Annotated in this window: 17 protein-coding genes and 1 pseudogene; 7 read left to right on the forward strand and 11 right to left on the reverse strand. The window is 73.0% G+C overall.

Annotation, left to right across the window (positions count from 1 at the left end; translation table 11 throughout):
- The first annotated feature begins 72 nt into the window (after window positions 1-72).
- Complete coding sequence (locus ACGF5O_RS27945; RefSeq protein WP_393812624.1) at window positions 73-1,554, forward strand: glycoside hydrolase family 3 protein; 1,482 nt, start codon at window positions 73-75, stop codon at window positions 1,552-1,554.
- 111 nt (window positions 1,555-1,665) lie between these two features.
- On the opposite strand, the pseudogene ACGF5O_RS27950 reads toward ACGF5O_RS27945, so the two are convergent.
- Window positions 1,666-2,972, reverse strand: a pseudogene (locus tag ACGF5O_RS27950) (cellulase family glycosylhydrolase).
- Between the two features lie 8 nt (window positions 2,973-2,980).
- On the opposite strand from ACGF5O_RS27950, the gene ACGF5O_RS27955 reads away from it, so the two are divergent.
- Together ACGF5O_RS27955 and ACGF5O_RS27960 are read left to right on the forward strand one after the other, a co-directional pair.
- Window positions 2,981-4,048 carry an N-acetylglucosamine kinase gene (locus ACGF5O_RS27955; RefSeq protein WP_393812625.1) on the forward strand — a complete coding sequence of 356 codons (1,068 nt, stop codon included), beginning with the start codon at window positions 2,981-2,983 and terminating at the stop codon, window positions 4,046-4,048.
- Complete coding sequence (locus ACGF5O_RS27960) at window positions 4,045-6,261, forward strand: glycoside hydrolase family 3 N-terminal domain-containing protein (RefSeq protein ID WP_393812626.1); 2,217 nt, start codon at window positions 4,045-4,047, stop codon at window positions 6,259-6,261. The genes ACGF5O_RS27955 and ACGF5O_RS27960 overlap by 4 nt, the downstream gene beginning before the upstream one ends.
- Here ACGF5O_RS27960 and ACGF5O_RS27965 read toward each other — a convergent pair.
- From ACGF5O_RS27965 to ACGF5O_RS27990, 6 genes are all read right to left on the reverse strand, one after another.
- Window positions 6,251-7,135 (reverse strand): carbohydrate ABC transporter permease, encoded by an 885-nt coding sequence (locus ACGF5O_RS27965; protein WP_393812627.1) that lies wholly within the window; start codon window positions 7,133-7,135, stop codon window positions 6,251-6,253. The two genes, ACGF5O_RS27960 and ACGF5O_RS27965, sit on opposite strands and share 11 nt — an antisense overlap.
- Entirely contained in the window at window positions 7,132-8,151 is a 1,020-nt protein-coding gene (locus ACGF5O_RS27970) for a carbohydrate ABC transporter permease (RefSeq protein WP_393812628.1), read from the reverse strand. Before ACGF5O_RS27970 ends, ACGF5O_RS27965 begins: the two co-directional genes overlap by 4 nt.
- 2 nt (window positions 8,152-8,153) lie before the next feature.
- Window positions 8,154-9,527 carry an extracellular solute-binding protein gene (locus tag ACGF5O_RS27975; protein ID WP_393812629.1) on the reverse strand — a complete coding sequence of 458 codons (1,374 nt, stop codon included), beginning with the start codon at window positions 9,525-9,527 and terminating at the stop codon, window positions 8,154-8,156.
- A 154-nt stretch (window positions 9,528-9,681) separates the two neighbouring features.
- The gene (locus ACGF5O_RS27980; protein ID WP_393812630.1) at window positions 9,682-10,398 is read right to left on the reverse strand and encodes a peptidyl-prolyl cis-trans isomerase; all 717 of its coding nucleotides are present in this window, start codon (window positions 10,396-10,398) and stop codon (window positions 9,682-9,684) included.
- A complete protein-coding gene (locus ACGF5O_RS27985) occupies window positions 10,391-14,614 on the reverse strand; it encodes an NEW3 domain-containing protein (protein WP_393812631.1) in 4,224 nt (1,407 codons plus the stop codon). Before ACGF5O_RS27985 ends, ACGF5O_RS27980 begins: the two co-directional genes overlap by 8 nt.
- Window positions 14,615-14,721: 107 nt before the next feature.
- Window positions 14,722-15,615, reverse strand: coding sequence for a MurR/RpiR family transcriptional regulator (locus ACGF5O_RS27990; RefSeq protein ID WP_393812632.1), 894 nt, complete (start codon window positions 15,613-15,615; stop codon window positions 14,722-14,724).
- Between the two features lie 119 nt (window positions 15,616-15,734).
- On the opposite strand from ACGF5O_RS27990, the gene ACGF5O_RS27995 reads away from it, so the two are divergent.
- Window positions 15,735-16,499 (forward strand): sugar isomerase domain-containing protein, encoded by a 765-nt coding sequence (locus ACGF5O_RS27995; protein ID WP_393812633.1) that lies wholly within the window; start codon window positions 15,735-15,737, stop codon window positions 16,497-16,499.
- Between the two features lie 64 nt (window positions 16,500-16,563).
- Here the strand turns inward: ACGF5O_RS27995 and ACGF5O_RS28000 are convergent, their stop codons facing one another.
- The gene (locus ACGF5O_RS28000) at window positions 16,564-19,653 is read right to left on the reverse strand and encodes a beta-N-acetylglucosaminidase domain-containing protein (RefSeq protein WP_393812634.1); all 3,090 of its coding nucleotides are present in this window, start codon (window positions 19,651-19,653) and stop codon (window positions 16,564-16,566) included.
- Between the two features lie 127 nt (window positions 19,654-19,780).
- Here ACGF5O_RS28000 and ACGF5O_RS28005 point away from each other — a divergent pair, with 127 nt between their 5' ends.
- The 3 genes from ACGF5O_RS28005 to ACGF5O_RS28015 are packed head-to-tail and all read left to right on the forward strand — an operon-like array spanning window position 19,781 to window position 21,233.
- Window positions 19,781-20,125 carry a PadR family transcriptional regulator gene (locus ACGF5O_RS28005; protein WP_393812635.1) on the forward strand — a complete coding sequence of 115 codons (345 nt, stop codon included), beginning with the start codon at window positions 19,781-19,783 and terminating at the stop codon, window positions 20,123-20,125.
- 14 nt (window positions 20,126-20,139) lie between these two features.
- Window positions 20,140-20,961: an HD domain-containing protein gene (locus ACGF5O_RS28010; RefSeq protein ID WP_393812636.1), complete on the forward strand. Its 822-nt coding sequence runs from the start codon at window positions 20,140-20,142 to the stop codon at window positions 20,959-20,961.
- Window positions 20,958-21,233 carry a hypothetical protein gene (locus ACGF5O_RS28015; protein ID WP_393812637.1) on the forward strand — a complete coding sequence of 92 codons (276 nt, stop codon included), beginning with the start codon at window positions 20,958-20,960 and terminating at the stop codon, window positions 21,231-21,233. The genes ACGF5O_RS28010 and ACGF5O_RS28015 overlap by 4 nt, the downstream gene beginning before the upstream one ends.
- A gap of 64 nt (window positions 21,234-21,297) precedes the next feature.
- Here ACGF5O_RS28015 and ACGF5O_RS28020 read toward each other — a convergent pair whose 3' ends face one another.
- The 3 genes from ACGF5O_RS28020 to ACGF5O_RS28030 form a co-directional block, all read right to left on the reverse strand.
- Complete coding sequence (locus tag ACGF5O_RS28020; protein WP_393812638.1) at window positions 21,298-23,238, reverse strand: ATP-binding cassette domain-containing protein; 1,941 nt, start codon at window positions 23,236-23,238, stop codon at window positions 21,298-21,300.
- Window positions 23,239-23,785: 547 nt separating this feature from the next.
- The gene (locus ACGF5O_RS28025) at window positions 23,786-24,787 is read right to left on the reverse strand and encodes an N-acetylglucosamine kinase (protein WP_393812639.1); all 1,002 of its coding nucleotides are present in this window, start codon (window positions 24,785-24,787) and stop codon (window positions 23,786-23,788) included.
- A complete protein-coding gene (locus ACGF5O_RS28030; RefSeq protein WP_393812640.1) occupies window positions 24,780-26,063 on the reverse strand; it encodes a 6-phospho-beta-glucosidase in 1,284 nt (427 codons plus the stop codon). The genes ACGF5O_RS28025 and ACGF5O_RS28030 overlap by 8 nt, the downstream gene beginning before the upstream one ends.
- Between the last annotated feature and the right edge of the window lie 27 nt (window positions 26,064-26,090).

Below are 26,090 nucleotides of genomic sequence, written 5' to 3' on the forward strand. Positions count from 1 at the left end.
CCGACCTGTCGACTGAATGGATGATCCATCATCCTGTTGACTTTCGGCTCGGTCAGCCAGAGTATTCCGGGGGTGACACCTACCGAACCCCTGCCCGCCCGCGCAGCCCTCCCCGTCGACCTGGACGAGGCGGCTCACCGCTGTCTGGTCGCCGGGTTCGAGGGCACCACCGGCGTCCCCGACACGCTCAAGCGGCTGATCGACCGGGGCCTGGGCGGGGTCATCCTGTTCACCCGCAACATCAGAGACGCGGAGCAGGTGCGCGGGCTCACCGACACCCTGCGCGCCCTCCGCCCCGACCTGCTGGTCGGCATCGACAACGAGGGCGGCGGCATCGGCCACCTGGTGACCGCGGGCGCCCCCGAGGTCCCCGGCAACTACGCGCTCGGCGTGGTCGACGACCCCGCGCTGACGGCGCGCTGCGCCGACGCGCTCGCCGGGCACCTGGCCGCGCTCGGCATCACCGTCTCCTACGCTCCCGTCGCCGACGTCCAGCGGCAGGCCGGCAACCCGATCGTCCGTACGCGCGCCTTCGGCGACGACACCGAGCGGGTCTCCCGGCACCTGCGCGCCTGGATCGAGGCCACCGAGGCGCGGGGCATCGCCTCCTGCGCCAAGCACTTCCCCGGGCACGGGGGCACGCTCACCGACAGCCACCACGATTCGGCGGTCGACCCGCGGCCGTACGGGGAACTCGACCTCGCGCCCTTCCGGGCCGCGATCGACGCGGGGGTGCCGCTGCTGATGAGCGCGCACGTCGTGTTCCCCGCACTGGACCAGAACCGTCCCGCGACGCTCAGCCGCCGGATCCTGCACGATCTGCTGAGGCTCGAACTCGGATTCGACGGGGTGCTCGTCAGCGACGCGCTGGAGATGAAGGCGATCGCCGACCGGTACGGGGAGGCGGCGGGGGCGCGGATCGCGCTGGCCGCGGGGGCGGACCAGGTGATCGTCGCCGTCCCCGATCTCGGCGTCACACTGGCGTGCCGGGACGCGGTGCTCGAAGCGCTGCACTCCGGGGCGCTGGCCGAGTCGCGGGTGCGGGAGGCGGCCGAGCGGGTGCGGACGCTCTCCTCGCGGTATGCCGAGCCCCCCGCCGCGGTCGGCGCGTGGGATGCGGAGGCCGGGCTGGAGGCCGCTCGGCGCGCTGTGGGCGGGCGGGGCGTGCCGGCCCGGACGACCGGGGCGTTCGTCGTCGACCTGTTCCCGGCGCCGCACCCCGCGTTGAACTGGGGCGGGGAGGATCTGACCGCCGCGGTGCGGGAGTTGGACCCTTCCGCCGCGGGGACCGCGGTGACGGGGGAGCCGGCCGATCCCGGGGCGCTGGTCGACGTCATCTTGCGGCGGGCCGGGGACCGCCCGCTGGTCGTCGCCACGAGCGATGCCGGGTTGTATCCGTGGCAGGGCGCCTTGCGGGACGCGTTGACGGCCCGGCGGCCGGAGGCGGTGCGCGTCGCCACGGGGCTGCCGGAAGCGGACGCGGCGATCTGCTCCTACGGGCGGGGCAAGGTCAACCTGCGGGCGGTGGCGGAGGTGCTGGTCGGGGCGCGGTGAGGTGCGCCGCGGGCCGGATGGGGCGCGTTCCGCCGCCCACGCGGCGGAACCGGCGGAAGCCGGTGCGGGCCGCACCTCGGCACGGCCCCGCGCCCCCCCCCCGGCAGTCGGTCACGGCGTTCGCACGATCTCCGTGATCCCCCTCGACGCCAGGTAGGCGTCGTCGCCCGCCCGGTCGGCCAGTACCACCGCCGGGCGGGCGCCCTGCCTGCGGAGGTTCATCCAGGTCTCGAAGTACGCGCCTCCCGGCCCCGACGTCGAGCGGGTGGACGGGGTGCAGTCCAGGACGAGGGCCGTCTCCCGCTGCTCCGGAGCCCAGGGCTTCGCCCGCAACTCCTTGATCGTGGCCGCGAGCGAGTCCGCGATCGGCTTCGGGCGGCCCCCGGAGTCGAACAGGCCGAGGGTGTACTCCAGTTCCGGGAAGTCCGCCAGGGAGCGGTCGACGTCGTGGGAGCACCACCAGGTCACCCCCCACAGGTTCGTGCAACCGGACGCGTTGAGGACCGTCTCGCGAGCGAACCCCGGGGCGTCCGCCGCCGGGATGTGGGGCTCGGGGGCGCCCGTCTCCTGGACCCAGACCGGGCGGCCGGCGTCGACGGCGTAGGCCTTGGCCAGTTCCGTGCCGTACTCGGCGAGGTGCCGGACCTGGGGGGAGCGGGGACCGTAGAGGCGGGCGCAGCCACCGGAGAAGACCCAGGGGTGGACCGTGGTCACATCGCCCTTGCGCGCCGAGGCCTCGGGGGTGAAGGGGTGGTCGTCCCCGTACCAGGCCGCGTCGTACGCGGAGTGCGTGACCAGGCCGCCCGCAGCGCCCAGCCCCTCGCGGGCCGCCGCCAGCAGGGTGTCGAGGTAGTGGTCGACCTGCGTCACCGTCGCCGGGTTGTGCTCGACCAGGTTGTTGATCTCGTTGCCCAGCTGGAGGCCGATGAGGTTCGGGCGCCCGGCCAGGGCGCTGCCCAGCGTGCGCAGCAGGTCCGCCTGGGCCGTGATCGCGTCGGCGTCGGTGAACACGTTCCTGTGGTGCCAGCTGCGGGTCCACTCCGGGTAGAAGTCGAAGCTCGACAGATGGCCCTGCACGCCGTCCACCAGGACGTCGAGGCCCTCCTGGGCGGCCAGGTCGACCAGCCGCGCCAGCTGGTCCACGGCGGCGGCGCGGATCAGGGCGCGGTTCGGCTGGAGGAGCGGCCACAGGTGGAAGACCCGGACGTGGTCGAGGCCGAGCCCGGCGATCTGGGCCAGGTCCTCGCGGGCCCGGGCGGGGTCGAAGTCCTGCCAGGAGTGGAACCAGCCGTGTCGGGGCGTGTAGTTGACGCCGAAGCGGAGCGTGGAAATGGGATCCTCCCGGGGCCGGCTTCCTCGTGCTGTCGTCCGCTTGCTCGCGGCTCGCTCTTGTCCTGCGAGAATGTATCAATCACCATAGTCAGCGATGGGCAATTATTTGAACCAGGATCTGGTCATCGGCCTCGACGCCGGTGGCACCCGCACCCGCGCCGTCCTCGCCGCTGCCGCCGACGGCCGTGTACTGACCGAGGCCGCGGCCGGTCCGGGCAACGCGCTGACCGTGCCACCGCGGCAGCTCACCCGCGACCTGGCCGAGGCGCTCGCCGGGGTCCTGCCCGAGGGAGCCCGGGCCCGGGTCGTCGCCGTGGCCGGCGGGTTCGCGGGCGCCACGGCCGCCGCCGACGACGATCCCGGGACCGTCCGGGCCCGCACCGCCCTCACCGGGGCGCTGCGCCGGCTCGGTGTGCCCGAGGGACCGGTCGGCATCTGGAGCGACATCGAGGCCGCCTTCGCCGCGGGCCCGGGTACCCCCGCCGACGGACTCGCCCTGGTCGCGGGGACCGGCTCGGTCGCCGTGCGCATCGCCGGCCGTCGGGCCACGACCACCGTGGACGGCGACGGCTGGCTCCTGGGCGACGAGGGAAGCGGCTTCTGGATCGGACGCGGCGCGGTACGGGCCGCCCTGCGCATGGCCGACGGGCGCGGACGGGCGACCGTACTGGCCGGGCGGGTCGGGCATGCGCTCGGCCTGCCGGCGGACGTCCTGCCCACGCCGGGCGTGCCGTCGTACGACGAGGGCGGCGCTCCCGGTCCGGTCGGCGCGGGCGCCCGGGCCACCGGCGTCCCCGGCTGGTCCCACGCCCGGCGTGAGGACTTCCGCCGGCACCTGCTGCCCGCCGTGCTGGCCGACCCGCCGGTCCGGCTCGCCCGGTTCGCCCCGCTGGTCGCCGAGGCGGCGGCCGAGAAGGACGCCGTCGCGTCGGAGATCCTCGACGAAGCCGCGGACCACCTGCTGGACACCGTGCGCGCGCTGGAGCCGGGACCCGGCGAGCGGATCGTCGCCACCGGCGGCCTCCTCGGCCCGCACGGCCCGCTGACCGTCCCGCTGACCGAGCGCCTGCACCTCCTCGGCCTCGGCCTCGACTGGGTGGCCGACGGCGGACCGGGCGCGGTGGCGCTGGCCCGGATCATGTACGACGGCAGGCACCGATGAACGACGTCCTCTACCGCGACCCCACCGCCCCCGTCGACGCCCGCGTCCGGGACCTCCTCTCCCGGATGACCCTGCGGGAGAAGGTGGGGCAGCTCAACCAGCGGATGTACGGCTGGGACGCCTACCGGCGCACGGCCGACGGCGGCTTCGAACTCACCGACGCCCTCTACGCCGAGACCGAGCGCTTCGAGGGACTCGGCGCCCTGTACGGACTTCAGCGTGCCGACGCCTGGTCCGGCGTCGACCACACCAACGGGCCGGGAGCAGAACACGGCGCGGGCCTCGCCGAGTCGGTGCAGCGGCATGTCGTGGCGCGCAGCCGGCTCGGCATCCCCGCCCTGTTCGTGGAGGAGGTCCCGCACGGCCTCATGGCCCTCGACGGCACGGTCCTGCCGGTCAACCTGGCCGTCGGCGCCACCTGGGACCCCGCCCTGTACGAGCGTGCCGCCGCCCACGCCGCCGCCGAACTCCGGGCCCGCGGCGGCCACGTGGCCCTCGTCTCCGCGCTCGACATCTCCCGCGACCCGCGCTGGGGCCGCACCGAGGAGTGCTTCGGCGAGGACCCGTACCTGGCCGCGCGGCTGACGCGGGCGCTGGTCCGCGGTATGCAGGGCGCGGCCTCCTCGGGCGGGCCCTTCGCCGCCGACAAGGCCCCCGTCGTCCTCAAGCACTTCGCCGGCCAGGGAGCCACCGTCGGCGGTCGCAACTCCGCCGAGTCCGAGCTCGGCCGGCGCGAGCTGCACGAGATCCACCTCCCCGCCGCCCGGGCCGGCGTCCGCGCGGGCGCCGCCGCCGTCATGTCGGCGTACAACGAGGTCGACGGCATGCCCTGCTCAGGCAACCGCGCCCTGCTCACCGGACTCCTGCGGGACGACTGGGGTTTCGAGGGACTCGTCATGGCGGACGGCCTGGCCGTCGACCGGTTGGCCCGCATCACCGGTGACACGGTGTCCGCCGGTGCGCTCGCCCTCAACTCCGGCGTCGATCTCAGCCTGTGGGACGAGGGCTTCACGCGGCTGGAGGAGGCGGTCGAGCGCGGGCTCGTCGAGGAGACGGTGCTCGACGCCGCCGTCGCCCGGGTCCTGCGGCTCAAGTTCCGCCTGGGGCTCCTCGACGGGACCCCCACGTCCTCCTTGCCCGAAGCAGGCGCGGATATCAGCAGGAAAGTCGCCCGCGCCGCCGTCACCCTCCTGCGCAACGACGACGTACTGCCCATCGGCGCCACCGTCTCCCGCATCGCCGTACTGGGACCCCAAGCAGCCACCACCGCACACCAGTCGGGCGACTACACGGCCCCACAGCTCCCCGGTACCGGCGGCAGTGTCCTCGACGCCCTGCGCCGCCTCGCCCCGCCCGGACTCGACATCCGGCACGCCCGGGGCTGCGCCCTCACCGGCGACGACCGCTCCGGGATCCCGGCCGCGATCGCCGAGGCCGCCGGCTCCGACCTCGCCGTGCTGGTGCTGGGCGGCAGCAGCGCCCGCGGCACCGGCACCGAGTTCGACGCCAACGGGGCCGCACGCAAAGCCGTTTCGGAAATGACCTGCGGCGAGGGCGTGGACCTCGCCGAACTCCGGCTCGGCGCCGCCCAGTACGCGCTGCTGGACGCCGTCGTCGCCACCGGCACGCCCACCGCGGTCGTGCTGGTCCAGGGGCGCCCGCATGTCGTCCCGGACACCGCGCCGGCCCTGCTCACCGCCTGGTACCCGGGCCCCTGGGGCGGCGAGGCGATCGCCGAGGTGCTGCTGGGGCTCGCGGAACCGACGGGCCGCCTCCCCGTCTCCGTGCCTCGCTCGGCCGCCCAACTCCCCGTCTACTACAACCACAAGGACACCGAGTACGGCGGCTACGTCGACGAGAGCGCCGAGCCCGCCTACTCCTTCGGGCACGGACTGGCGTACACGGACTTCGCGTTCGCCGCGCCCCGGCTCGACGGCCGCACCGTGACCGTCGAGGTCACCAACACAGGCGCGCGGCAGGGGCGTTCGGTCGTGCAGGTCTATCTGCGCCGACTCGTGACCGGCAGTTGGCCACGCACCCTCGAACTGTGCGCGTTCGAAAGCGTCGTGCTGGCGCCGGGCGAGTCCCGCACGGTGCGGACACACCTCGGCGCCGACCTGACGGCCGGCACCGAGGTGATGGAGATCCGGGTCGCCCGCTCCTCGCGGGAGGCGCTGACGGCCGTACCGCTGGTCCTCGATCTCAGATCTTGACCGCCCCGGACGAGACGCCCTTGTAGAACCACCGCTGCGTGATCACGAACAGCACCAGCACCGGGATCACGGAGATCACCGAACCGGCCATGACCATCCGCTGGTCGTAGCCGAACGACGAGCTCTGCAGGCGGGAGAGTCCCAGCGTCAGCGTCATGTTGCTCTCGGAGCGCAGCACGATCAGCGGCCACAGGAAGTCGTCCCAGGCGCTGATGAAGGTGTTGATGACGACCACCATGATCGCGCCCCACGCGGACGGCAGGTACAGGTACCTGAAGCGCTGCCACTCGTTCGCGCCGTCCAGCATCGCCGAGTCCTCGATCTCGCGCGGGACCGCGAGGAACGCGCCGCGCATCAGCAGGACGTTGATGGCGCCGACGAAGCCGGGCAGCCACACGCCGGCCAGGTTGTCGACCAGGCCCAGGTCGCGGATGCTGATGAACAGCGAGACCATGATCGACTCGAAGGGGAACATCATCGAGGCGACCAGCACCACCCAGACCGCCTTGCGGCCCTTCCAGGCGGGTTTGGAGAGCATGTAGCCGGCGGTCGTGGAGAAGACCAGCTGACTGGTGATCGACAGGGCGACCACGATGAGGCTGTTCCTGATGTACGACCACACCGGCACCTGGTCGAAGACCGTCCGGTAGGCGCGCAGGGTCGGGTGGTGCGGCAGCAGGGTGGCGTCCGCGCCGAAGACGTCCTCGCTGGTGCCCTTCAGGGAGGCCAGCAGCTGCCACAGCAGCGGGCCGACGGTGAGGCCGAGCACCAGGAGGAGCAGCAGATAGCGGACGACCAGCTCGCGCGGGCGGCCGTAGTCACGCCAACGCGGCATCAGGCGACGGCCCTTGGTCTCGACGACACTCGTCGTCATGACTCGTCCTCCTTGGTCAGGCGCTGCGCCAGCAGGGTCAGCCCCAGCGTCAGCGCGAACAGGGCCACGCTGACGGCCGAGCCGTACCCCGCGTTGCCGGTGATCGGGTCCAGGCCGACGTCCCGGATGTAGAACGGCAGGGTGCGGTCGGCGCCGCCGGGGCCGCCGGTGGAGCTGCCGAGCATGTAGATCTCGGTGAACACGCGCAGCGAGCCGATGCCGGTGAGGGTGCCGACGAGCATCATGGCCTGCCGGACCCCGGGGATCGTGATGTGCCAGAAGCGGCGCACGGCACCGGCGCCGTCCATCTGCGCGGCCTCGTGCAGCTCCTTGGGCACGTTCCCGAGGGCGGCCAGGTAGAAGACCATGTACCAGCCGAGGCCCTTCCACAGGGTCAGGCCCATCGCGGACAGCAGGATCAGCCACGAGTCCGACAGGAACGGGATCGCCGATCTGATCAGATGGGCCTTCTGGAGCCAGGTGTTGACCAGTCCGTCGTCGGCCAGCAGCCACTGCCAGCTCAGGCCGACGACCACGCTGGAGGCGAGCACCGGCGTGTAGAAGGCGGAGCGGAAGAAGCCGATACCGGGGAGGTTCTTCTCCACCAGGACGGCCAGCATCAGCGGCAGCAGCACCATCAGCGGCACGACGATCACCGCGTACAGGACGCTGTTGCGGGTGGCGAGCCAGAAGTCGTCGTCCTGGAGCATCCGCGTGTAGTTGTCGAGTCCGACGAAACCCGCGGCGCCGCCCAGCGGCTTGGCGTCGGTGAACGACAGCAGGACCGTGTTGAGGAACGGGAACACCCCGAAGACCACCGCGCACCCGATCGCGGGGGCGGTCCACAGCCACGGCAGCCACCAACGGCGGTACATGGCCGCTCCGTTGGCCCCGGGGGCGGGACCTGGCAGCACGGCCTTGGCGAGTCGGCGGAGGCGGGAGGGGGCCGGTGCCGGGGCCGGCGCGGAGGTCTGGGGCACCGCGCCGGACACCGGGTTCGTGATCTGTGCCGTCACCGTCAGCTGCCCTGCTTCAGCAGCTCGTTCGCCTTCTCCTGGGCGTCCTTGACGGCGTCCGCCGCGCTCTTCTTGCCCTGCATGGCGAGCTGCACCTGGGCCACGATGGCGTTCTGCACGGCAGGGGAGAGGTTGGTCTGGTTGGTGGAGGCCGTCTTGAGCTGGTCGGCGACGAGCTTGCGGGCCTGGGAGAACGGGTCGGTGCCGGTGACGTTCTGGAAGAACGGGTCGTCCAGCGACTTCGTGGTGGTCGGGAAGATCACGACGTCGGGGTCCTTGCACCAGGCCGTCTGGTTCTCGGCGTTGGTGAGGAACTCCGCGAACGCGAGCGCCACCGGGGCGTGCTTGCTGGTCGCGGCGACCGAGATGTACTGCGGGGCGCCGGCGGAGGCGACGCCGAGGGCGTCGTAGGGCTGCTGGCCGACGGCCGTCTTGGCGTAGACCGACGGGCTGTTCTGCTTCACGAACCGCACGAAGCTCGGGTTCGTCGAGCCGTACGCGACCTTGCCCTGGCTGTAGAGGGTGGACGGGTCGTTGCTGGAGGACAGCGAGTCCTTCGGCATCGCGCCCTCCTTGTACAGCTTCGCCATCCACTCCACCCACTGGGTGGTGCGCGGGTCGTCGGCGAAGACGGCGGACTTGCCGTCGGCGGCGAGGACCTTGATGCCCATCTGGTCGAAGTCGGCGGGGATGCGCCAGACCGGGTTGGCCATCGTCGCGAAGTACTTGCCGTCGGCGGCCTTGGCGATCTTCTCGTAGTCGGCGAAGAGCCCGAAGATGGTCGTCGGCGCCTCGGCCGGGTCGACGCCGGACTTCTCCAGCAGGTCCTTGTTGTACGTCAGCAGGACGCCGCCGGTGTACCAGGGCAGCGTGGTGTGGATCGACGTGCCCGAGGCGTCCGGGAAGGTGGCGGTCTTCCAGAACGACGGGACGAAGGGCTTGGCCGCGTCGGGGTCCTTGGTGCCGACGTCGAGCAGGTAGCCGGCCTTGGTGAGGGCCGTCGCCGTCGGCGCGTTGACGTTGATGACGTCGGCCATCGTGCAGGCCTGGGCGTCCGCGACGGTCCGGGTGGTGAAGGTGTTGTCGCCGGGGTCGTCGATCCACTTGACCTTGGTGCCGGGGTGCGCCTTCTGGAAGTCCGCGATGACCCCGTCGAAGAAGTCGCCGAAGTCTTTCTTCAGGTTGGTGGTCTGGAAGGTGATCGTGCCCTTGACGTCCCCGGTCAGCTTCCCCGACCCGACGTTCCCCTTGTCGACCTTGCAACCACCCGCGGTGGCCTCTCCGTTGCCGGAGCCGCCGGACAGACCGCAGCCGGCGGCTGCCAGCGACAGCACGGCGAAACAGGTCAGGGTGCGGGTCAGTCTTCTTGCGCGCATGTGATGGGCCCTCCTGCGACCGGGCGAGTCAGGAAATACAGCTGGTTCAAATCACCAACTTGGACTCCGATTGATGAAAATGTGGACCAGAAGTCATCGGAGGTCAATGCCTGGCCGTGTTGCGTTTAGGTTCCGTACGGCTGTCGGAGGCGCGTCAGTGACGGTGTTCGTGGTCCGGATGGGCGGGATCGCCCGGGTGTTCGTGCCCGTGCGCGTACACGACGGCGCTGCGCGCGAGGTCCAGCCAGCCGAAGAAGGCCCGCCGGCCCGCCGCACGGCGCAACTCGCGCAGGACGCCCTCACGGACCTCCTCGTACGGCAGGACGTCACCGGGCGCGGTCCCCCCGAAGGGGTCGACCCCGCGTCTGAGCGCGTCAGGGGTCAGGAAGCGGTCCCGGTTGCGCTCGTAGTAGTCCCGCACGTCGGCCTCGGGCACCACGCGTTCGGCCTCCAGGGCCTCCAGCAGGGCCCGCGCGGCCGCCGAGTGGGCCAGCGCCGCGGCGACGATGCTCCCCAGGTCGGCGACCTCGCTCCCGGCGACCGCGAGCAGCCGCTCCGCGGACACCTCGGACGGCGGTCCCAGCCCCCGCGCGGCGCACTCCCGCCGGGCCAGTTCGTCGGCCACGACCACCTGCGTCGCCCACCGCCGCCGCTGCCGCTCCGCCCGCGCGAGCGACTCGGTCCTGGAGCTGTCGGGGTCCCGGGCGGGAACGGCGGCGAGCAGGGCGTCCACCCGGGCCCTGGGGACCGGATCGGCGCCGATGAGGGCGGCGTGCGCACCACCGGCGCCCGCCGGGGGGCCGGTATGGCCGTGACCGTCCGGCGCTCCGCGGGGATCCCGCCCGCCGGCCGGCCGTACCTCCTCACTCATCCGTCACCTCCAGCACCACGGCCTCCGTGTACGCCACGCTGCCGTGCCACGCGGCCTTCGCCATCAGCCAGTACGCGCCGGGCGGCACGGCTGCGCCGTCCACCTCGATCACGGCCTCCGCCTGCTCCCCGGCGGGCACCGCGAAGCCCTGGAGGCCCGGCACGACCCCCGGCCACGTGCCCCACGAGGAGACGGCCCACAACTGGCCGGTGACCGGGCCCCGGGTGGTGTTGCGCAGGGCGACCGGGACGCGGACCCGATCCCCCCGCCGTACCGTGATCCGCTCGATGCCCAGCGCGCACTCCAGGCCGGGCCCCGCCGGCGGCCCGCCGGGCACGTCCAGGCCCACCACGTCCTCGTACGTCTGGTCGCGGTACGACAGCCGCCCGGCGAGCCGGTGGCGGCCGGGCTCGGCGGCCGGCGCCGGTGTCACCGTGACCTCGGCCAGCGTGAACCCGCCGGGGCCCAGCGCGTACGGCAGCGACGCGGGCTCCGCCACCCAGCCGTCGGGCACCTCGAAGGCCACCGTGCCGGACACCGGCGCGTCCGTGAGCTCGGAGCTCACCCGGACCGTCGCCGTGACGGGACCGGCCGCGGTCAGGGACGTGGGCGACAGGTACAGCGCGACCGGCATGTTGCCGCGCGGGGCCGGGCCCGAGTTGTGCAGCCAGTACCGGGTCTGGACCGGCTGGGCGGGCTCGTGCGCCGCGATCCCGGGACCCGAGCACCCGGCGGCGGAGACGGGTGCCGCCAGCACCGTGGCCACCTCGAAGCCGGTCAGCTCCACGGCCAGCGAGCCGCCGTCCTCCGGTGTCAGCGGCTCTTTGGCCCGCTCCAGTACGTCCGCTCGCGCGCCCCCGGCCCAGCCGACCGGGCCGCGCACCCGCGCCCGCACCGCCCGCCCGTTCACCTCGTGCACCCGCACCACGACCCCGCGCCCCGGATCCACCGGGCCCGTACCGCCCCGGGCCAGCGGCGACCCCACCGGCTTCAGCGCGTCGAGGATCACCTCGCGGGCGGGCTCCACCGCCAGCAGGGAGGCCGTGCGCGGCAGCGAGGGAGTCCCGCCCCCGCCCCGCACGCGTCCCGTCAGCGGATGGTTGTACGCGTGCCCGCGGGCGGGCAGTTCCAGCGCCCGCCAGTCGCCCTCGCCCGCGACGACCGCGTACTCGAAGGTGTGCGACCAGCGTTGGAGCTGGAAGGCCGAGCCGTCGGGCGCGGTACGCCGGGGCGGGTCGACCCAGATGCCGGAGGGCCAGCCGGTGCAGGACCGCATGAGGGACATGTAGAGGTCGCCGGAGGCGGTGACGACACAGCCGGGTGTGCCCCGGTTCAGGACGGCGAAGCCGCGACCGTCCCAGGCGTCCCCGGGCGGCAGGGCCTCGCCGCCGCCCGCCGCGGTGGCCGAGACGGCGAAGTCGCCGAGGTCGGCGACGAGCGCGTCGACCGCCTCGGCGTCGCCCTCGGCGTCCGGGCCCGCGATCACGAGCAGCGGCAGCCGCTCCAGGTCGCGCAGGTCCGCGCCGGGCACCCACTCCTCGCGCAGGGAGGCGCGGGGCGCGACCCAGACGGAGGCCGTGCCCCGCTCGGCGAGCTGCCGGCGCAGTTCGCGGCCGGCCGCCGGGTCCATGGCGAGCGCCTCGGCGACCAGGGAGTTGCGTTCCGGGCCGCCCACGGCGATGCGCAGGTCGGGCAGGTTCGAGTCGACCTCCAGGTCGCCGTAGCGGGGGCCGCCGGCGATCGTCGAGGTGGCGGTGACACCCGTGCGGACCAGGGCCGCCGCGAGCGGGGCGCCCATCTCACCGGCCTCGTCCCAGTCGGCGTACACCAGCTCCGCGACCCCGACGGACCGGTGGCCCAGCAGGGTCCCGGCGTCGTCGTGGACCGCGACCCGGGCCGTGGAGCCGAGGCCGAACCAGGTGTTGGCGGGGTTGTCGAGCGTCCAGGGGAACCGCTCGCTGTCCACCTCCACGAACCCGAACCCGCGTCCGATCACCGCGTCCGCGACCTCGTGCACGGGCAGCCCGCCCCGCACGTCGGAGGGCCAGCGCACCCGGACGAGGCGGTCCGCGCCGTCGTAGCCGTCGATCGTGGTGGTGAGGTCCAGCCGGTCGACGCCCGTCCACAGGGTCAGCCGCTGCGTGTACCTGAAGAGGCCGAGATCGGCCCGGACGGTGATCCGGGAGCCGGCCGGGGAGTGCTCGACATCGATGTCCGCGGTGACGTCACCGCTGCGCGCGGCGGTCGTGCCGGTCGGGGTGAGGTGCCAGGGGCCCTCGCCGAAGCGCGGGTGGCGGGGGAACTCCTCCTGGACGACGAGCTCGTTGCCGATGTCGCCGGGGCGCAGCAGTTCGCGACCGCCCTCGGCCAGGGCCCTGAGGCTGCTGACGGCGCCGCCGCGGGCCGGGTCGACCGTCACCTCGTAGAACTCGTTGCGGATGGTCTCGCCCTCGCCGGGGACCCACCCGGGGACGGAGCCCGCGGCCAGCGGCAGGGCTTTGAGGCCGATGCCCGGGACGTCCGGTACGACGACCCTGAGCGTGCCGTCGTCCTCGCGTACGGCGGGCAGCGGCCGGGAGTCGTCGCCGACGGGGACCAGGCCCGGGTCGTCGACGGTGAGGACGTCCCGGCGCTGCCAGGTAGCGGGGTTGAAGACGACGAGGTCCGCCCCGGTACCGGGTGCCACGCTGTCGGCGAGCGCCTGGGTGGCGTCGGCGTGCACGGTCCCGGCGAGGTCGGCCAGCTCCCGCCAGCCGGTGAGCAGGTCGATGTAGACCTGGTCGGACTCGGAGCCGGTGATGGCGTCGTGGTGGGCGCCGTAGACCAGCTGCCGCCAGGCCTTGTCGAGGGCCGCGTCCGGGTAGGCGTGCCCGGTGACCAGGGAGGCGAGCGTCGCCCACGCCTCCGCGTCGGCGAGGAGCGTCTCGCCGTACCGCTGGGCCTGCTTGGTGTCGATGTAGGAGACGTCCTTGCCGGTGTAGACCGGGTTCATGTCCCGGGTCTGCGGCGAGGCCCTGCGGCCCTCGGCGGCCAACTCCGCGCGCACGGCGGCGAAGAAGTCACGGGGGATGCCGCTGACGAAGCGCGGCCAGACGTAACGGGCGTTCCAGTCGCGGTGGATGGCCATCACCCAGCGGCACGGCGGCGCGTAGTCCCCGCCGACCGGCAGCAGCACGTTGCGGGTGAGCGCGACCTGCCTGAGCCCCTGGAACAGCTTGAGGGCCTCGGCCTCCGCCGCCGGCAGCGTCGGCGCGTTGTCGATCCGCCAGCCCGCGCCGTAGTGGTTGACCATGTACGCGGTGAGGATGCCGCGCCCCGAGGGGGCGATCCAGTCGAACTCCGCCGGGAACTGCATCCGCTTCGGATCCCGCGGCTCCTCCCCGAACACGGAGAGCGTCGGCCCCCACTGGTGGAACGGCCCGCGCGCCCACGAACTGGAGGAGACCCCCGCGTCCGCCATGATCCCCGGGAACTGCGGGTCGTGCCCGAACGCGTCCAGCTGCCAGGCCGTCTCCGGGGACGCCCCGAGGATCGCCCGCTGGTATCCGTCCCCGTACAGGGCGTTGCGTACGGTGGCCTCGGCGCCGGTGAGGTTGGTGTTGGGCTCGTTGTAGGTGCCGCCCATGATCTCGACCCGGCCGCTGCGGATCAGCTGGCGCAGGAAGGCACGCTCCTCCGGGAAGGCGTCCCAGTACGGCTTGAGGTAGTCGACCTCCGCCAGCACGAAGGTGTACGCCGGGTCGCGCCGCGCGAGGTCGCAGTGGGCGCGCACCAGACTCATCCCGGACTGGCCGCGCGAGTCGAAGGTGCGGGCGGGCAGGCCGGTGACGGCCGGGTCGTCGGCGACGTCCCAGGTCTCGGTGTAGGCCGCCTGGGTGTTCCACCAGACGGGGTCGTAGTGGAAGTGGCTGACCATGAACATGGTCCAGCCCGGCTCGGCGACCGTGAACTCACCGCCGGCGCTTGCGACTTCGTCACCGTCGACGGCGGTGACCGTCAGCGGGCCGCTGTCGCCCGTCACGGGGATCTCGGCACGTACGGTGCCGTCCTCGCCGACGGTCGCGGAGATCTCCCCGACGTCGCGTACGGTCCGGCCTTCGACGGTCAGCCGGACCGTACGGCCCGGTATGTGCCCGACCTCGGCCGCCACCACCTGGTGCGGCTGCTCGGGGCTGCCGACGAACAACTCGGTCGATTCGACAGAGGTGACGCGCATGGGGCTCCTACCGGTGAGTGGAAGAGCCCCATCCTGCCCCGATGGGATGGTTCAAACAACCATCTTCAGCAATCTCGGGTGGTTCATTCACACATTTCGCGCCGTGCTCACCGGCCCCGGCGGCTCTTCAGCGCGTGCTGTGGCGTGATGTGGTCGGTCAGGGCCAGGGAGGCGCTGGCGCGCTGGTAGGTGAGCTGCGCGACCCGCACGTAGAGGCAGTCGAGAAGGACCAGCACGGAGTGCCGGCCGCCGATGCTGCCGGTGCGCCCGGGGAAGCCGGTCTCCGCGGGCGAGGCCGAGATGAGCCGGATGTCGGCGACCCGGGCCAGCGGCGAGCGCGGGTCCGAGGTGATCGCCACGGTGGTCGCGCCCCGCTCGCTGGCCAGCTCGAGCGGCTCGATCGTCTCCCGGGTGGCCCCCGAGTGCGAGATGCCGATGGCGAGGTCGGCCGGGGTGAGCAGGGCGGCGGAGGTGGCGGCGCCGTGCACCTCGGACCAGCCGCGCACCGAGCAGCCGATCCGGAACAGCCGGGTCTCGGTCTCCTGGGCCACCGCGCCGCTGCCGCCGACGCCGTACACGTCGATCCGGCGGGCCCGGGCCATCGCCTGGGCGGTGCGCTCCACGGCGTCGAGGTCGATCCGGTCGATGGTCTGCTGCACCGCGCGCAGATCGGCGTTGCCGACGACCTGCACGACCCGCTCCAGGCCGTCGTCGGGTGAGATGTCCGGGCCGATCTCGGCGCTGCCCCAGTCGGAGACCTCGCTGCGCCCGCGTTCCTGGGCCAGTTCGATCAGCAGGTGCTGGTAGGACTCGAGCCCTATGGCCCGGCAGAACCGGGTCACCGTGGCCTGGGAGGTGCCGGTGCGGCGGCCGAGCTCGGCGGCCGAGCAGTGGGTGACGGCGGCCGGATCCTCCAGGATCAGCTCGCCGACCTTCCGCAGGGAACCGGCCAGCCGGGGCAGCTCGGTGCGGATCAGTGTGGTGACGTCCGTCGCAGGCATGCAGAGAAGGTATCAGCCACCCTTCTGTCCACTTATTGAATACCAGGACCGTGGTATGGTTTATTGATTCATCTATCTCTGGCTTCATGGTGGTTCAAGCCATCAAGAGGGAGTGAAGCGTGTCCGTCGAGTCAGTCAGCGCCCAGGGCTTCGCCGAGCGGAGCCTGGCCGTCCTCCGCCACGTCACCGAGTCCGCGCGGGGCGATGTCCGCCGCGCCGCCGAACTCATCGTCGACTGCGTGCGCGGAGACGGCGTGATCCAGGCGTTCGGTACCGGGCACTCCCAGGCGATGGTTCTAGAAGTCGCCGGCCGCGCCGGTGGGCTGGTGCCGACCAACCGGCTCCAGATGGCCGACCTCGTCCTCTTCGGCGGTGACGATCCGAGCGTCCTCGACGACCCGCTGCTGGAGCGTGCGCCGGGGATCGCCGCGCGTCTTTACGACCTGGCCGCGCCGCATGCCGAGGACCTGTTCGTGATCGTCTCCAACTCCGGAGTCAACAACGTCATCGTGGAGATGGCCCTGCATGCCAAGGAGCAGGGGCACCGGATCCTCGCGATCACCTCGCTCACGCACACCCGCGCGGTTCCCGCGGGCCACGCGAGCGGGAAGAAGCTCGTCGATCTGGCCGACGTGGTGCTGGACAACGCGGCGCCGGTGGGCGACGCGCTGCTGGAACTGCCGGGTGGTGGAGCGGTGTCCGCGCTGTCCACGCTGACCGGGGTGACGCTGGTGCAGATGGCCGTCGCCGAGGCGTCGGGGCTGCTGCTTGCCGCGGGCGAGCGGCCGCCGGTCTACGTGTCGGCGAATGTCCCCGGCGGTTTCGAGGGGAATCTGGAGCTGGAGAAGAAGTACGCGGGGCGGATTCGGCGCACCGCCAGCTGAGGGGTCGCGGGGAAGCCGGCGGAGCCGCAGATCGCTGCGGCTCCGCCGACCCGTCGGGTGGTCCCTACGGCACGGGCACGGGAGTGAGGGCCACTGCCAGGGGATATGCGCCCGTGGTCAGCGGTGACCCGGTGGTGCCGGTCGCCGTGTCGACCGGCACCAGCGCGTTTGCGTCCGCCGTGGTGACGTACGCCGTGGTGCCGTTCCAGTTCAGCGCCACGTCGAAGGCCGACCGGCCCACCGTGACCCTGGTGCCGGGGGCGCCCGTCACCGTGTCCACCGGAGTGACGTGGTCACCGTTGCTGGGGCTGACCCAGAGGGTGCGGCCGTCCGGGGAGAGAGCGAGGCCGTAGGCCTGGCCGGAGACCAGGAGGGTCGGTTCGGGCTCGTTCGTCGCGGTGTCGATCGGGGTGACCGTCGAGCCGCCGGAGTCGGAGACGTACACCGTTCCGCTGTCGGGTGCGGCGACCACGTTGAAGGGGCCGGGGCCCACGGGGATCGCCGTGCCCGCCTTCCGCGTCGCGAGGTCGACGGGGGTGACCGTGTTGTCGTGGATGTTCGCCACGTAGAGGGTCCTGCCGTCCGGGGTGACCGCCATGTTCTCGGGGCCGGAGCCGACGGTGATCGGCGTGCCCGTCTTCAGGGTGCTCGTGTCGATCGACCGCACGGTGCCGTCGCTGTAGTCGGCCACCCACAGGGTGCTGCCGTCCGGGGTGAGCGCGAGGCCGGCGGGGACCCTGCCCACGGCGACCGTGGCGGTGACCGTGCCCTTGGCCACGTCGATCACGCTGACCGTGTCCGAGCCCTGGTCGGCGGCGTACGCGGTCCGGCCGTCGGCGCTCACCACGACCTCGCCGGGATTGTCGCCGACCGCGATGTCCGTCGTGGTCCCGGTGCCGAGGTCGATCGAACTGACCGAAGCGCCACTGAAGTCGGCCGTCAGGGCACGGTAGTCCCCGGAGCCGTCCGTGACCTGGACGGGGAGTGCCCGGGAGAGCACGCCGGTGCCCCCGGCGACGACCGCGTGCACGCCCTGCGTGCCGCCGGTCAGGGTGACGGTAGCCGAGACGCTGCCCCCGGCGGGGACGGTCACGGTCCCCTCGGCGGGAGACGCGGTGACTCCGTCGGGCACGTCGAGCCGCCAGTCGACGGTCTTGTCCACGGTCGAGCGCTCGTCGGAGAGTTCGAGCGTCACGGTCCGCGAGGCGCCGGGCCGCAGCGACAGGGACGACGGGGAGAAGGAGGCGTCGACTCCGGGGTCGGGGGCGGTCTCCAGCATCGTCGTGTAGAGGAACTGGTCCATCACGCCCGGCGAGACCTGCTGCGGGACGGCGTCCAGCTCCTTCCGTTCGGTCCGCAGCCGGGTCCAGTACGCCGACACCGCGTCCGTGTCCCCGGCCTTGTTCGCCAACAGCAGGTCCACGGCCGTCTCGCCCGCGCCGCCGTACCTGCCGAGCTTGTCCAGCCAGGCCGACGTCTCGTCCAGGAACCCGGGGTTATCGAGACGGGCGCGCAACTGGGCGGGGGTGGCGGCCATGTCGGCGAAGTAGCCCTTGAGCGCGGCCGCGGCCCGGTCGAGACCGCTGTCCTTCTCGTACGCCGTGCGGAAGGCGGCGATCAGCCCGGAGAGCGTCGGTGACTCGGTAGCGTCCAGCTGGGAGGAGTAGTTGTTCTCGGCGAAGATCCGCAGCCATGGGGCGGCCCCCGGCCCGCCGAGGTCGCGGACGGACGCGAGGAAGGCCTGGCGCGGGTTGTAGGCGGCCGGGTTCCAGAGGTAGTCGGCCGAGGTGAACAGGGCCAGCCGGCTCGCCTCTCCCTGGACCATCGGGTTCGCGGTGACGCCGGCCGCCTCCGTGGCGACGCCCGCCTCGCGGCCCGTGTAGGGGCCGAGCAGAAGGCGGCTGGTCACGTAGTCGTTCACCGGGTAGTTGTCCCAGACCAGGATCGGGTGGCCGTACACCTCGCGGGCCTGCTTCACCTGGTCCGTTGTGATGGTGGGCGCGATGACGCCGACGCCGGTCCACTCCACGACCACCGACGGGTCCAGCCGCTCCCGCAGCGCCTTCTTGTACGGGGAGTCGGCGAGGTCGGAGTACTCGGTGGGGACCATCTCCAGGGGCTGGAGCCCGGTGTGCCCGGCGGAGAACTCCTGCCACGCGGTGTTCAGCAGGCGTGCCTGCGCGGCACCGGCCGCACCGCCGCCCGTGCCGAACTCCTTCTCGTCCTCGGCGCAGTTCCAGCGCGTGTAGCTGATGTCGTCCAGCGGGACCGCGAAGGAGCGGACGCCGATCGCGTACAGCGAGTCGAACTTCGCGGTCAGCGCCTTGACGTCGGCGTCGGAGGAGTAGCAGACCGACAGGCCGGGGGAGAGCGCGTAGGTGAAGCGGACGTGGTCGGCGGTGGCCCGGTCGACCAGTTCCCGCAACCGGGCCAGCGCGGCCGGCGGGTACTCGTCCCGCCACCGGGCGCGCAGATAGTCGTCGTCCTTGGGGGAGTAGACGTACACGTTCTGCTTCGTCCGGCCGTAGAAGTCGAGCAGGCTGAGCCGCTCGGCGTGGGTCCAGGGGGTTCCGTAGAAGCCCTCGACGACCCCGCGCAGCGCGGCGCTGGGCCAGTCCCGGACGGTGGTCACCGGCAACGCGCGCGTGCCGTCGAGGAGTTGGCGCAGGGTCTGGGCCGCGTAGAAGGTGCCGGTGGTGTCGACGCCGGAGAGCGCGAGGAGGGCCCGGCCCCGGCTGCGGCCGGAGGCGAGGACGTAGCCGCCGGAGGCGAGACCCGCGGGGGAGCCGGCCTTGAGCCCCTTCAGCGCCCCGGCGGTGGCGCCGTTCTCGCCGGGACCGCCGACATAGACGGTCAGCGCGGCGGCCGGCGGCCGGTCACCGGCGTCGACAGTCGTGACACGGTCGGCGCCGGCGGCCTTGAGCGCCGCCTCGACGACCTTCCGGGCCGATGGATCGGTGCCGGGGCCGACGACCTCGACGACCCGGTCGGGGACGGGGATCCGGCCCGGTCCGGTGTGCATGCTCTGTGGGGTCGGCCAGACCTGGTGGGGGGCGGACCGAGACGGTTCGGCCGCGGCGGGTGCCGCCGGGGCCGCGAGTCCGACGGCCAGCAACAGGGCGGCCGCGCATCTGAGGTTGATGAATGAAGCCACCTGATGATGTTAAGGATGTTGAATGCTTCATTCAATACGGAGGAGGCGGTGCGGTGCGGGCCCGCCATCGGGCGCGACATGCGCCAGACCTAGACAGCTCATATATAGCCTATGTAGAGTACGGGATATGGGTAATTTGCGTATGACCCTGCAGACCCAGCTGGTGCTGCGGGCCTTGCTGGAAGATCCCGCCAAGGAACGCTACGGCCTTGAGCTCTGTCAGCTGGCGGGACTGCCGTCGGGCACGATCTATCCGATCCTCGCCCGGCTGGAACAGGTCGGCTGGGTGGAGAGCACCTGGGAAGACCCCGCCGTACACGAGGAAGCCGGCCGTCCGCGCCGTCGCTTCTACCGGATCACCGAGGACGGTGCCGAGCGCGCGCGCGACGCCCTCGCCCGCGCCTACCGGACCCGCAAGCAGCCCCTGCCGGGGTGGGCCGCCCGCCCGGCCGCCGACGGGGGAGTGTCATGACGGCCCGGCGCCGATTGGGACCCCGACCACTCAGGCGCCGCTCCACCGCCCCGTCCCTGGACGGCATCCTGACCGCCGTACGCAGGCACCACCCGGACGCCGACACCTCGCTCATCCGCCATGCCCACGATGAGGCCGCCGTCTGGCACGCGGGCCAGACCCGCCGCAGCGGCGACCCGTTCCTCACCCACTGCCTGGCCGTCGCCGCCATCGTCGCCGATACCGGCATGCCGCCGGCCGTGATCTGCGCCGCCGTGCTGCACGACATCGACGACACCGCCTGCCCGCCGGGCCGCGTCGCCGAGCACTTCGGGCAGGAGACCGCCGATCTGATCTCGGCCGTCCGCACCGCCAAGCTCGGCGCGATCCCACTCACCGCCCTCCGCTTCGGCACCACGAGGCCGCGGGCGCTCACGCCGACACGTGAGGAGGCCGTCCTGGCCATCCGCCTCGCCGACCGGTTGCACAACATGCGCACCATCGCCTTCGTCGCCCCGACCAGGCGCTACCTCGTCGCCCGTGAAACCTTCGAAGTGCTCGCGCCGTTGGCGCGCGCGGCAGGCCTGACCGACGTGAGTCGTGAACTGCACGACCTCTCCTCGGCCGTTCTCCGGCCCACCTCCACCGCGTTCGCGGTCACCACCCGCATGCTGGCCGTGCTGACCCTGCTGCTTCCCACCCCGACGCGCGCACGGTGGCGCGAGGAATGGCACGCCGAACTGGCCGCCCTCCCCACCCGCCGCACCCGCACCCGCTTCACGCTCCGAGTCCTGCTCGGGACGCCCAGGCTGTCCTGGACACTGCGCCGTCCGGCCCGTCGGGAACGGCGATCGTGAGCACCGCGGCCCGGATCGGCGGCGTACTGGGCGCGGCGGCCGCCGTCGCGATGGGCATGGCCGGAGGCGGCCTGTCCGCGTGGACGACCGGAGCGCTCCTGGCAGGCGCCCTGGTCCTGGTCGCGGTGGTCCTGTTCATCCCCAGCGAGACACCGGCCCGCCGACTGGGCCAACTGATCCAGGCCTGGCGCCTCCCCGCCGAAACCCCCCTCGGCCCCGAGCCGTTGCAGCCTCCTTCGATCCCACCCCCGCCTTCCCCGGACGGCAGATGAGGGGGGATGTCCTGCCCGCTACGGCGCGAGCGGAGAGTGTACGGCGCGGGCCGGGGCGCGGTGGTCAGGCGGTGCCGGTGCTCATCCGGCGTTGCAGTTCCCACAAGGACTGGAAGAGCCCCGGCTCCCGGGTCAGTTGGGCGTAGCTGCCCTCCTGGACGATCCGGCCCTCGTCCAGGACCACGATCCGGTCGGCGACGGCCACATTGGTCAGCCGGTGGGTGATCAGCAGGACCGCGCGGTCCTTGGCCAGTTCCCGCAGTCCGGAGAAGATCCGGTGCTCCGCACGGGCGTCGAGCGCCGCCGTGGGCTCGTCCATCACCAGCAGCGCCGCCCGCCGGTGGAAGGCCCGGGTCAGGACCAGGCGCTGCCACTGCCCGCCGGAGAGCTGCTGCCCGCCGAACCACTCGCTGGTCAGAAGGGTGTTCAGGCCGGAGCGGAGGCCCGGCAGCATTTCCGCCGCGCCGGACGCCTCGCACGCGGCGAGCAGGGCCGCGTCGCTGGTGTCGCCCTGCCCGAAAGTGATGTTGTCCCGCATCGTCAGCGGCAGGTAGGTGAACTTCTGCGGGACCACCACGACGTGCTCCCACGACCGCCAGGGGTCCAGGTCCGCCGTGGACGCGTGGTCCCAGGCCACGTCCCCCTCGGTGGGCAGCAGCAGACCGCACAGGAGACGGGAGAGCGTTGTCTTGCCGGAGCCGTTCTCCCCGACCAACGCCACGATCTCGCCGCGCCGCACGTGGAGGGAGACGCCGCTCAGGCTGTCCTTGGGGGCGCCGTCGTAGCGGTAGGTGACGTCGCGGACCTCGAAGCGCTCCGGGGCCGCGGTCAGGGCCGCGGGCCCGCGCGAGTCGGTCATCGCCTGGCCGTGGGCGTTGTCGAGGAAGTTCTGCCAGTCCTGCACGTACCAGCCGGTGCGCACCAGGCGGGCCCCGCCGTTGATGATGCCGCGCACCGAAGTGGTCGCGGTCTGGAGAGCGAAGACGGCGCCGCCTCCGGCCGCAAGGCTCATCCGGCCGGAGGCCAGGAGCCACAGCAGGGCCGCCCACACCGCGGCCGAGGCGACCCCGCCGGCGACCGCGCCGGCCAGGCCCATCGAGGCGCCCGTGTTCGCCGCCTTGCGTTCGGCCGCGTTGACCGAGGCGGCCAGCTTCCGGTACCGGCCGATCAGGAAGGGGCCGGCGAGGCAGGCACGCATCTCCTCGCTGGACTCCATGTAGGCCATGTGCCAGCGCAGCTTGCCCAGCATCCGGCGCCGCCCGGAGGTCTCCAGCGCGGCGAGGTAGATCACGCGTGCGGAACGGACGTAGGCGGCGGCCTGCGGCAGACACGCGAGGAAGAGCAGGGGAAGGAGCAGCGGGTGCAGCACGGTCAGCACGGCCGCGCCGGCCGCGAGCGTCGCGGTCGCCGCGAGTACGTCCTGTGCTTCCTCCACGAGATCGGGCGTGGCCTGGGCGCCGCGGTCGGCGATGTCGTAGGCGTCGTTGTAGCCGGGCTTGTTGTTCGCGGCCATTTCCGCGCCCAGCGCGGCCTCCACCATCGTCAGCTCCGCCGCCCGGCCGAGCACCGGGCGCAGCCGACCGGTCAGCCAGACCACGGCGATGCCGAGCAGCGCACGCAGACCGGTGGCCGCCGCGATGACGGCCAGTTGCGGAGCGGCGTCCCGCAGCCGGTCGGTGATGTCGCCCGACGAGATCAGCGCGGTGATCGTGCCCGTGACGGCCAGCAGGCCGAGGGCCGCGAGGACGCCCGTTGCGATCTGGCACACCAGCAGCCCGACGGTGGCGCCGCGGTCCACCCGCCAGGCCATCCGCACCGAGCGCCGTACGAGCGAGGGCAGCCGCCGGGCCATGGTGCGGGAGGTCAGCAGAGACCCGGCCCGGAGTCGTGACTCGTCGCGGTAGAGGTATTCCTCCTCTCGAACACCGGCCTCCTGAGCGTCGTCGTCCCGCGAGCTGCCGTTCGGCGGTTGTGGCGTCTGATCCTGTGTGATGTCCGAGGTCATCGTTCCCCCTATGACGGTCGCAGCGGCAGAGTCGTGAAGTCCAACGACACGGCAGCGATATCGAACACACGTCATTCGGTCGTGCTGGGAACCCCGTAGTTGCCTGCGCGCGGAACCCCGGCCGGCCCGTGGCCCTTGGTCTGGCTTGCGGCAGCTCCGGGCCGGAAATGGCCGAAACGCCGACACCGCCACGCCACGCCACGCCACGCCACGCCACGCCACGAGGGCACCAGCGGAGTGGGGCTCCGTGCAGGGTCCCGCTGAGCCCGGCCTCGGCGACGGGCGTGTTCGGCGGACGGCAACGGGCGCGCGGCGGAAGGACGATGGCTCTCGCCCAGAGCTCCGTGGCCTGGTGCTGTCCATCAGCCGGCGGACTTGCTGATCGGGATCCCGTTCCAGCAGGGCCCTGCCTCGACCCCCTCGGACCACCGGCCGAGGGGCGGCCGGCTTCCGCGGGGGTCGTCGGCTCAGCCCCTGCGCGCACTGTCCCGCCCGGCTCCATGGCAGGGCGGGGGCCGTTTCCGGCAGGGGATCGTGATGCGCGGCGTCAGTCGACGCGGACGGACGGTGGTCGTCGGGCGGCGAGCGTCTTGCGGAGGCGGTCCTGCGCGTCGGCGGGGGCGTCCGCGGTCACCAGGGCCTGCGCCACCGCGCCCGCGACCGGGGCCACGTCGAGGACCCGCGGTCGGGCCAGCGGTGCCTCGACCGCGAGACGGGCGCCGATGTGGTCCCGGAGCAGCAGCCGGTCGTTCTGCAGGGTGCCGCCGCCCAGGACCACCGGGGTCGGGGTGCGCAGCAGGCGCAGGCGGCGGAGCAGCGCGGTGACCATGGCGACGATCTCGTCGCCGAGGCGTTCCACGATGCCCCGCGCCACGGCGTCACCGCTCTCGGCGGTCGCGAAGACCAGAGGCGCCAGGCCGTGCAGTGCGGTCACCTCGATCTCACCGGCGCTCACGGCCAGCGCGACGGCCTCCACGCTGTCCAGGCCGAACGGCGCCGGCAGCTCCTGGCGCAGCCGGGTGGCCGGCCCCCGTCCGTCGCCCGCGCGCACCGCGGCGCCCAGGCCGGCCCGGGCCACCGCCAGCCCGCCGCCCCAGTCCCCGGTGATGTCACCGAGGGAGAGGAAGCGGGCCGAACGGCCGCCCGGATGGACGGCAGCCGCGTTGATACCGGCGCCGGACACCACCGCCACCCCCCAGCCGTCCGGCGCCCCGGCCCGCAGCACGGCCAGGGTGTCGTTGCGGACCAGGACCTGGTCCGCCGCGCCCAGCGCGGTCAACTGCCGCAGAGCGAGGCGCTCCTGGGCCCGGCGGTCGACGTTCGCGAGGAAGTACGCGCCGACCCGGACCGGGGTCGTGGCGGGCAGGCCCGCCTGCGCGAGCGCGTGCCGGCCGAGGCGGGCGAGCCGTTCGGTGGTGATCTCCATGCCCTCGGTGTGCGGGCGGGTCCCCGCCCCGCGTACCCAGGACAGCAGCCGGCCCTCGGTGTCGGCGAGGACGAGGTCGGTCTTGGAGTTCCCGCCGTCGACGCCCACCACCAGCTCAGGCATCGGCGGCCTCGCTCGCGGAGAACCGGGGCAGGTGGCCGCGGTTGGCCTCCAGCAGGGCGTCGAGGAGCTCGGCGGCGAGGCCCCATTCGCGTACCAGCGGATTGGCCACCAGCGCCCTGCGGGCCACCGTACGGTCCCCGGTCAGGGCCGCCTCGATCGCGAGCGTCTCGTACGCGGTGACCGCCTGGACCAGCCCGAGCATCTCCGGAGGCAACGGCGGCACGGGCACCGGACGCGGCCCGTCGGTGTCGACGTCGGCGGCCACCTCGACCACGGCCTCGTCCGGCAGGCCGGCCACCAGGCCGTCGTTGCGGACGTTGACGTAGTGGTGGGCGCCGTCGCCGGTGAGCAGGCTGGTGACCAGCGCGGCCGCGGCCTCGCTGTAGTAGGCCCCGCCCCGCTGCTCCAGCAGGTCGGGCTTGTGGTCGAGGGCGGGGTCCGCGTAGAGGGTGAGCAGTTCCTGCTCGATGGCGAGGACCCGCTCGGCCCGGTGGCCGCCCGCCCGCTGGGCACGGATCTCCTGGTCCGTGCAGTAGAAGTAGTGGAGGTAGTAGGAGGGGATGGCGCCGAGGTCGCGCAGGGCCCCGGCGGGGATGCGGAGTTCCGCGGCGAGTTGGTCGAGGGCGGGACCGCTCAGCAGCTCCGGCAGGCGGTCCACGCCGTCGACGGTGACCGAGCGGATCCAGGACAGGTGGTTGAGGCCCGCGTGGCCGAGCCTGACCCGGCCGGGGGCGGTGCCGAGCCGGGCGGCGAGCTGCCGCTGGAACTTGATCGCCACGTTGCACAGGCCGACCGCGCGATGACCCGCGTCGAGCAGGGCCCGGGTGACGATGCCGACCGGGTTGGTGAAGTCGACGATCCAGGCACCGGGCAGGGCCCGGCGCCGCACCTCCTCCGCGATGTCGAGCACCACCGGGACCGTGCGCAGGGCCTTGGCGAAGCCGCCGGGGCCGGTGGTCTCCTGGCCGAGCAGGCCGAACCGGTTCGGGAGGGTCTCGTCGACCAGCCGGGCCGCCTGCCCGCCCACCCGCAGCTGGATCAGGACCGCGGCGGCCCCGTCGACCGCCTCGGCGAGGTCGGTCGTCGTGGACAGCCGGCCGGGGAAGCCCTGGCGGGCGAGGATCCGGCGGGCCAGGCCGCCGATGACGGTGAGGCGTCCGGCGTCGATGTCGTGCAGGACGAGTTCGTCGACCGGCAGCACGTCGGCGCGCCGGGCGAAGCCCTCGATGAGTTCGGGCGTGTAGGTACTGCCACCGCCGACAACGGTGATCTTCACTCGTGACTCCTGTGGGAGATGTGGGGG

It is taken from the genome of Streptomyces sp. NPDC048291 (assembly GCF_043201715.1).
GTDB lineage: Bacteria > Actinomycetota > Actinomycetes > Streptomycetales > Streptomycetaceae > Streptomyces.

What these genes read in the sequence shown, in the direction of transcription:
- ACGF5O_RS27980 (WP_393812630.1), bottom strand. Translation starts at nt 10,398, where the DNA reads ATGAGTGAGGAGGTACGGCCGGCCGGCGGGCGGGATCCCCGCGGAGCG.
- ACGF5O_RS27975 (WP_393812629.1), bottom strand. Translation starts at nt 9,527, where the DNA reads ATGCGCGCAAGAAGACTGACCCGCACCCTGACCTGTTTCGCCGTGCTG.
- ACGF5O_RS27965 (WP_393812627.1), bottom strand. Translation starts at nt 7,135, where the DNA reads ATGACGACGAGTGTCGTCGAGACCAAGGGCCGTCGCCTGATGCCGCGT.
- ACGF5O_RS27955 (WP_393812625.1), top strand. Translation starts at nt 2,981, where the DNA reads ATGGGCAATTATTTGAACCAGGATCTGGTCATCGGCCTCGACGCCGGT.
- ACGF5O_RS27990 (WP_393812632.1), bottom strand. Translation starts at nt 15,615, where the DNA reads ATGCCTGCGACGGACGTCACCACACTGATCCGCACCGAGCTGCCCCGG.
- ACGF5O_RS28025 (WP_393812639.1), bottom strand. Translation starts at nt 24,787, where the DNA reads ATGCCTGAGCTGGTGGTGGGCGTCGACGGCGGGAACTCCAAGACCGAC.
- ACGF5O_RS28005 (WP_393812635.1), top strand. Translation starts at nt 19,781, where the DNA reads ATGGGTAATTTGCGTATGACCCTGCAGACCCAGCTGGTGCTGCGGGCC.
- ACGF5O_RS27985 (WP_393812631.1), bottom strand. Translation starts at nt 14,614, where the DNA reads ATGCGCGTCACCTCTGTCGAATCGACCGAGTTGTTCGTCGGCAGCCCC.
- ACGF5O_RS27960 (WP_393812626.1), top strand. Translation starts at nt 4,045, where the DNA reads ATGAACGACGTCCTCTACCGCGACCCCACCGCCCCCGTCGACGCCCGC.
- ACGF5O_RS28020 (WP_393812638.1), bottom strand. Translation starts at nt 23,238, where the DNA reads ATGACCTCGGACATCACACAGGATCAGACGCCACAACCGCCGAACGGC.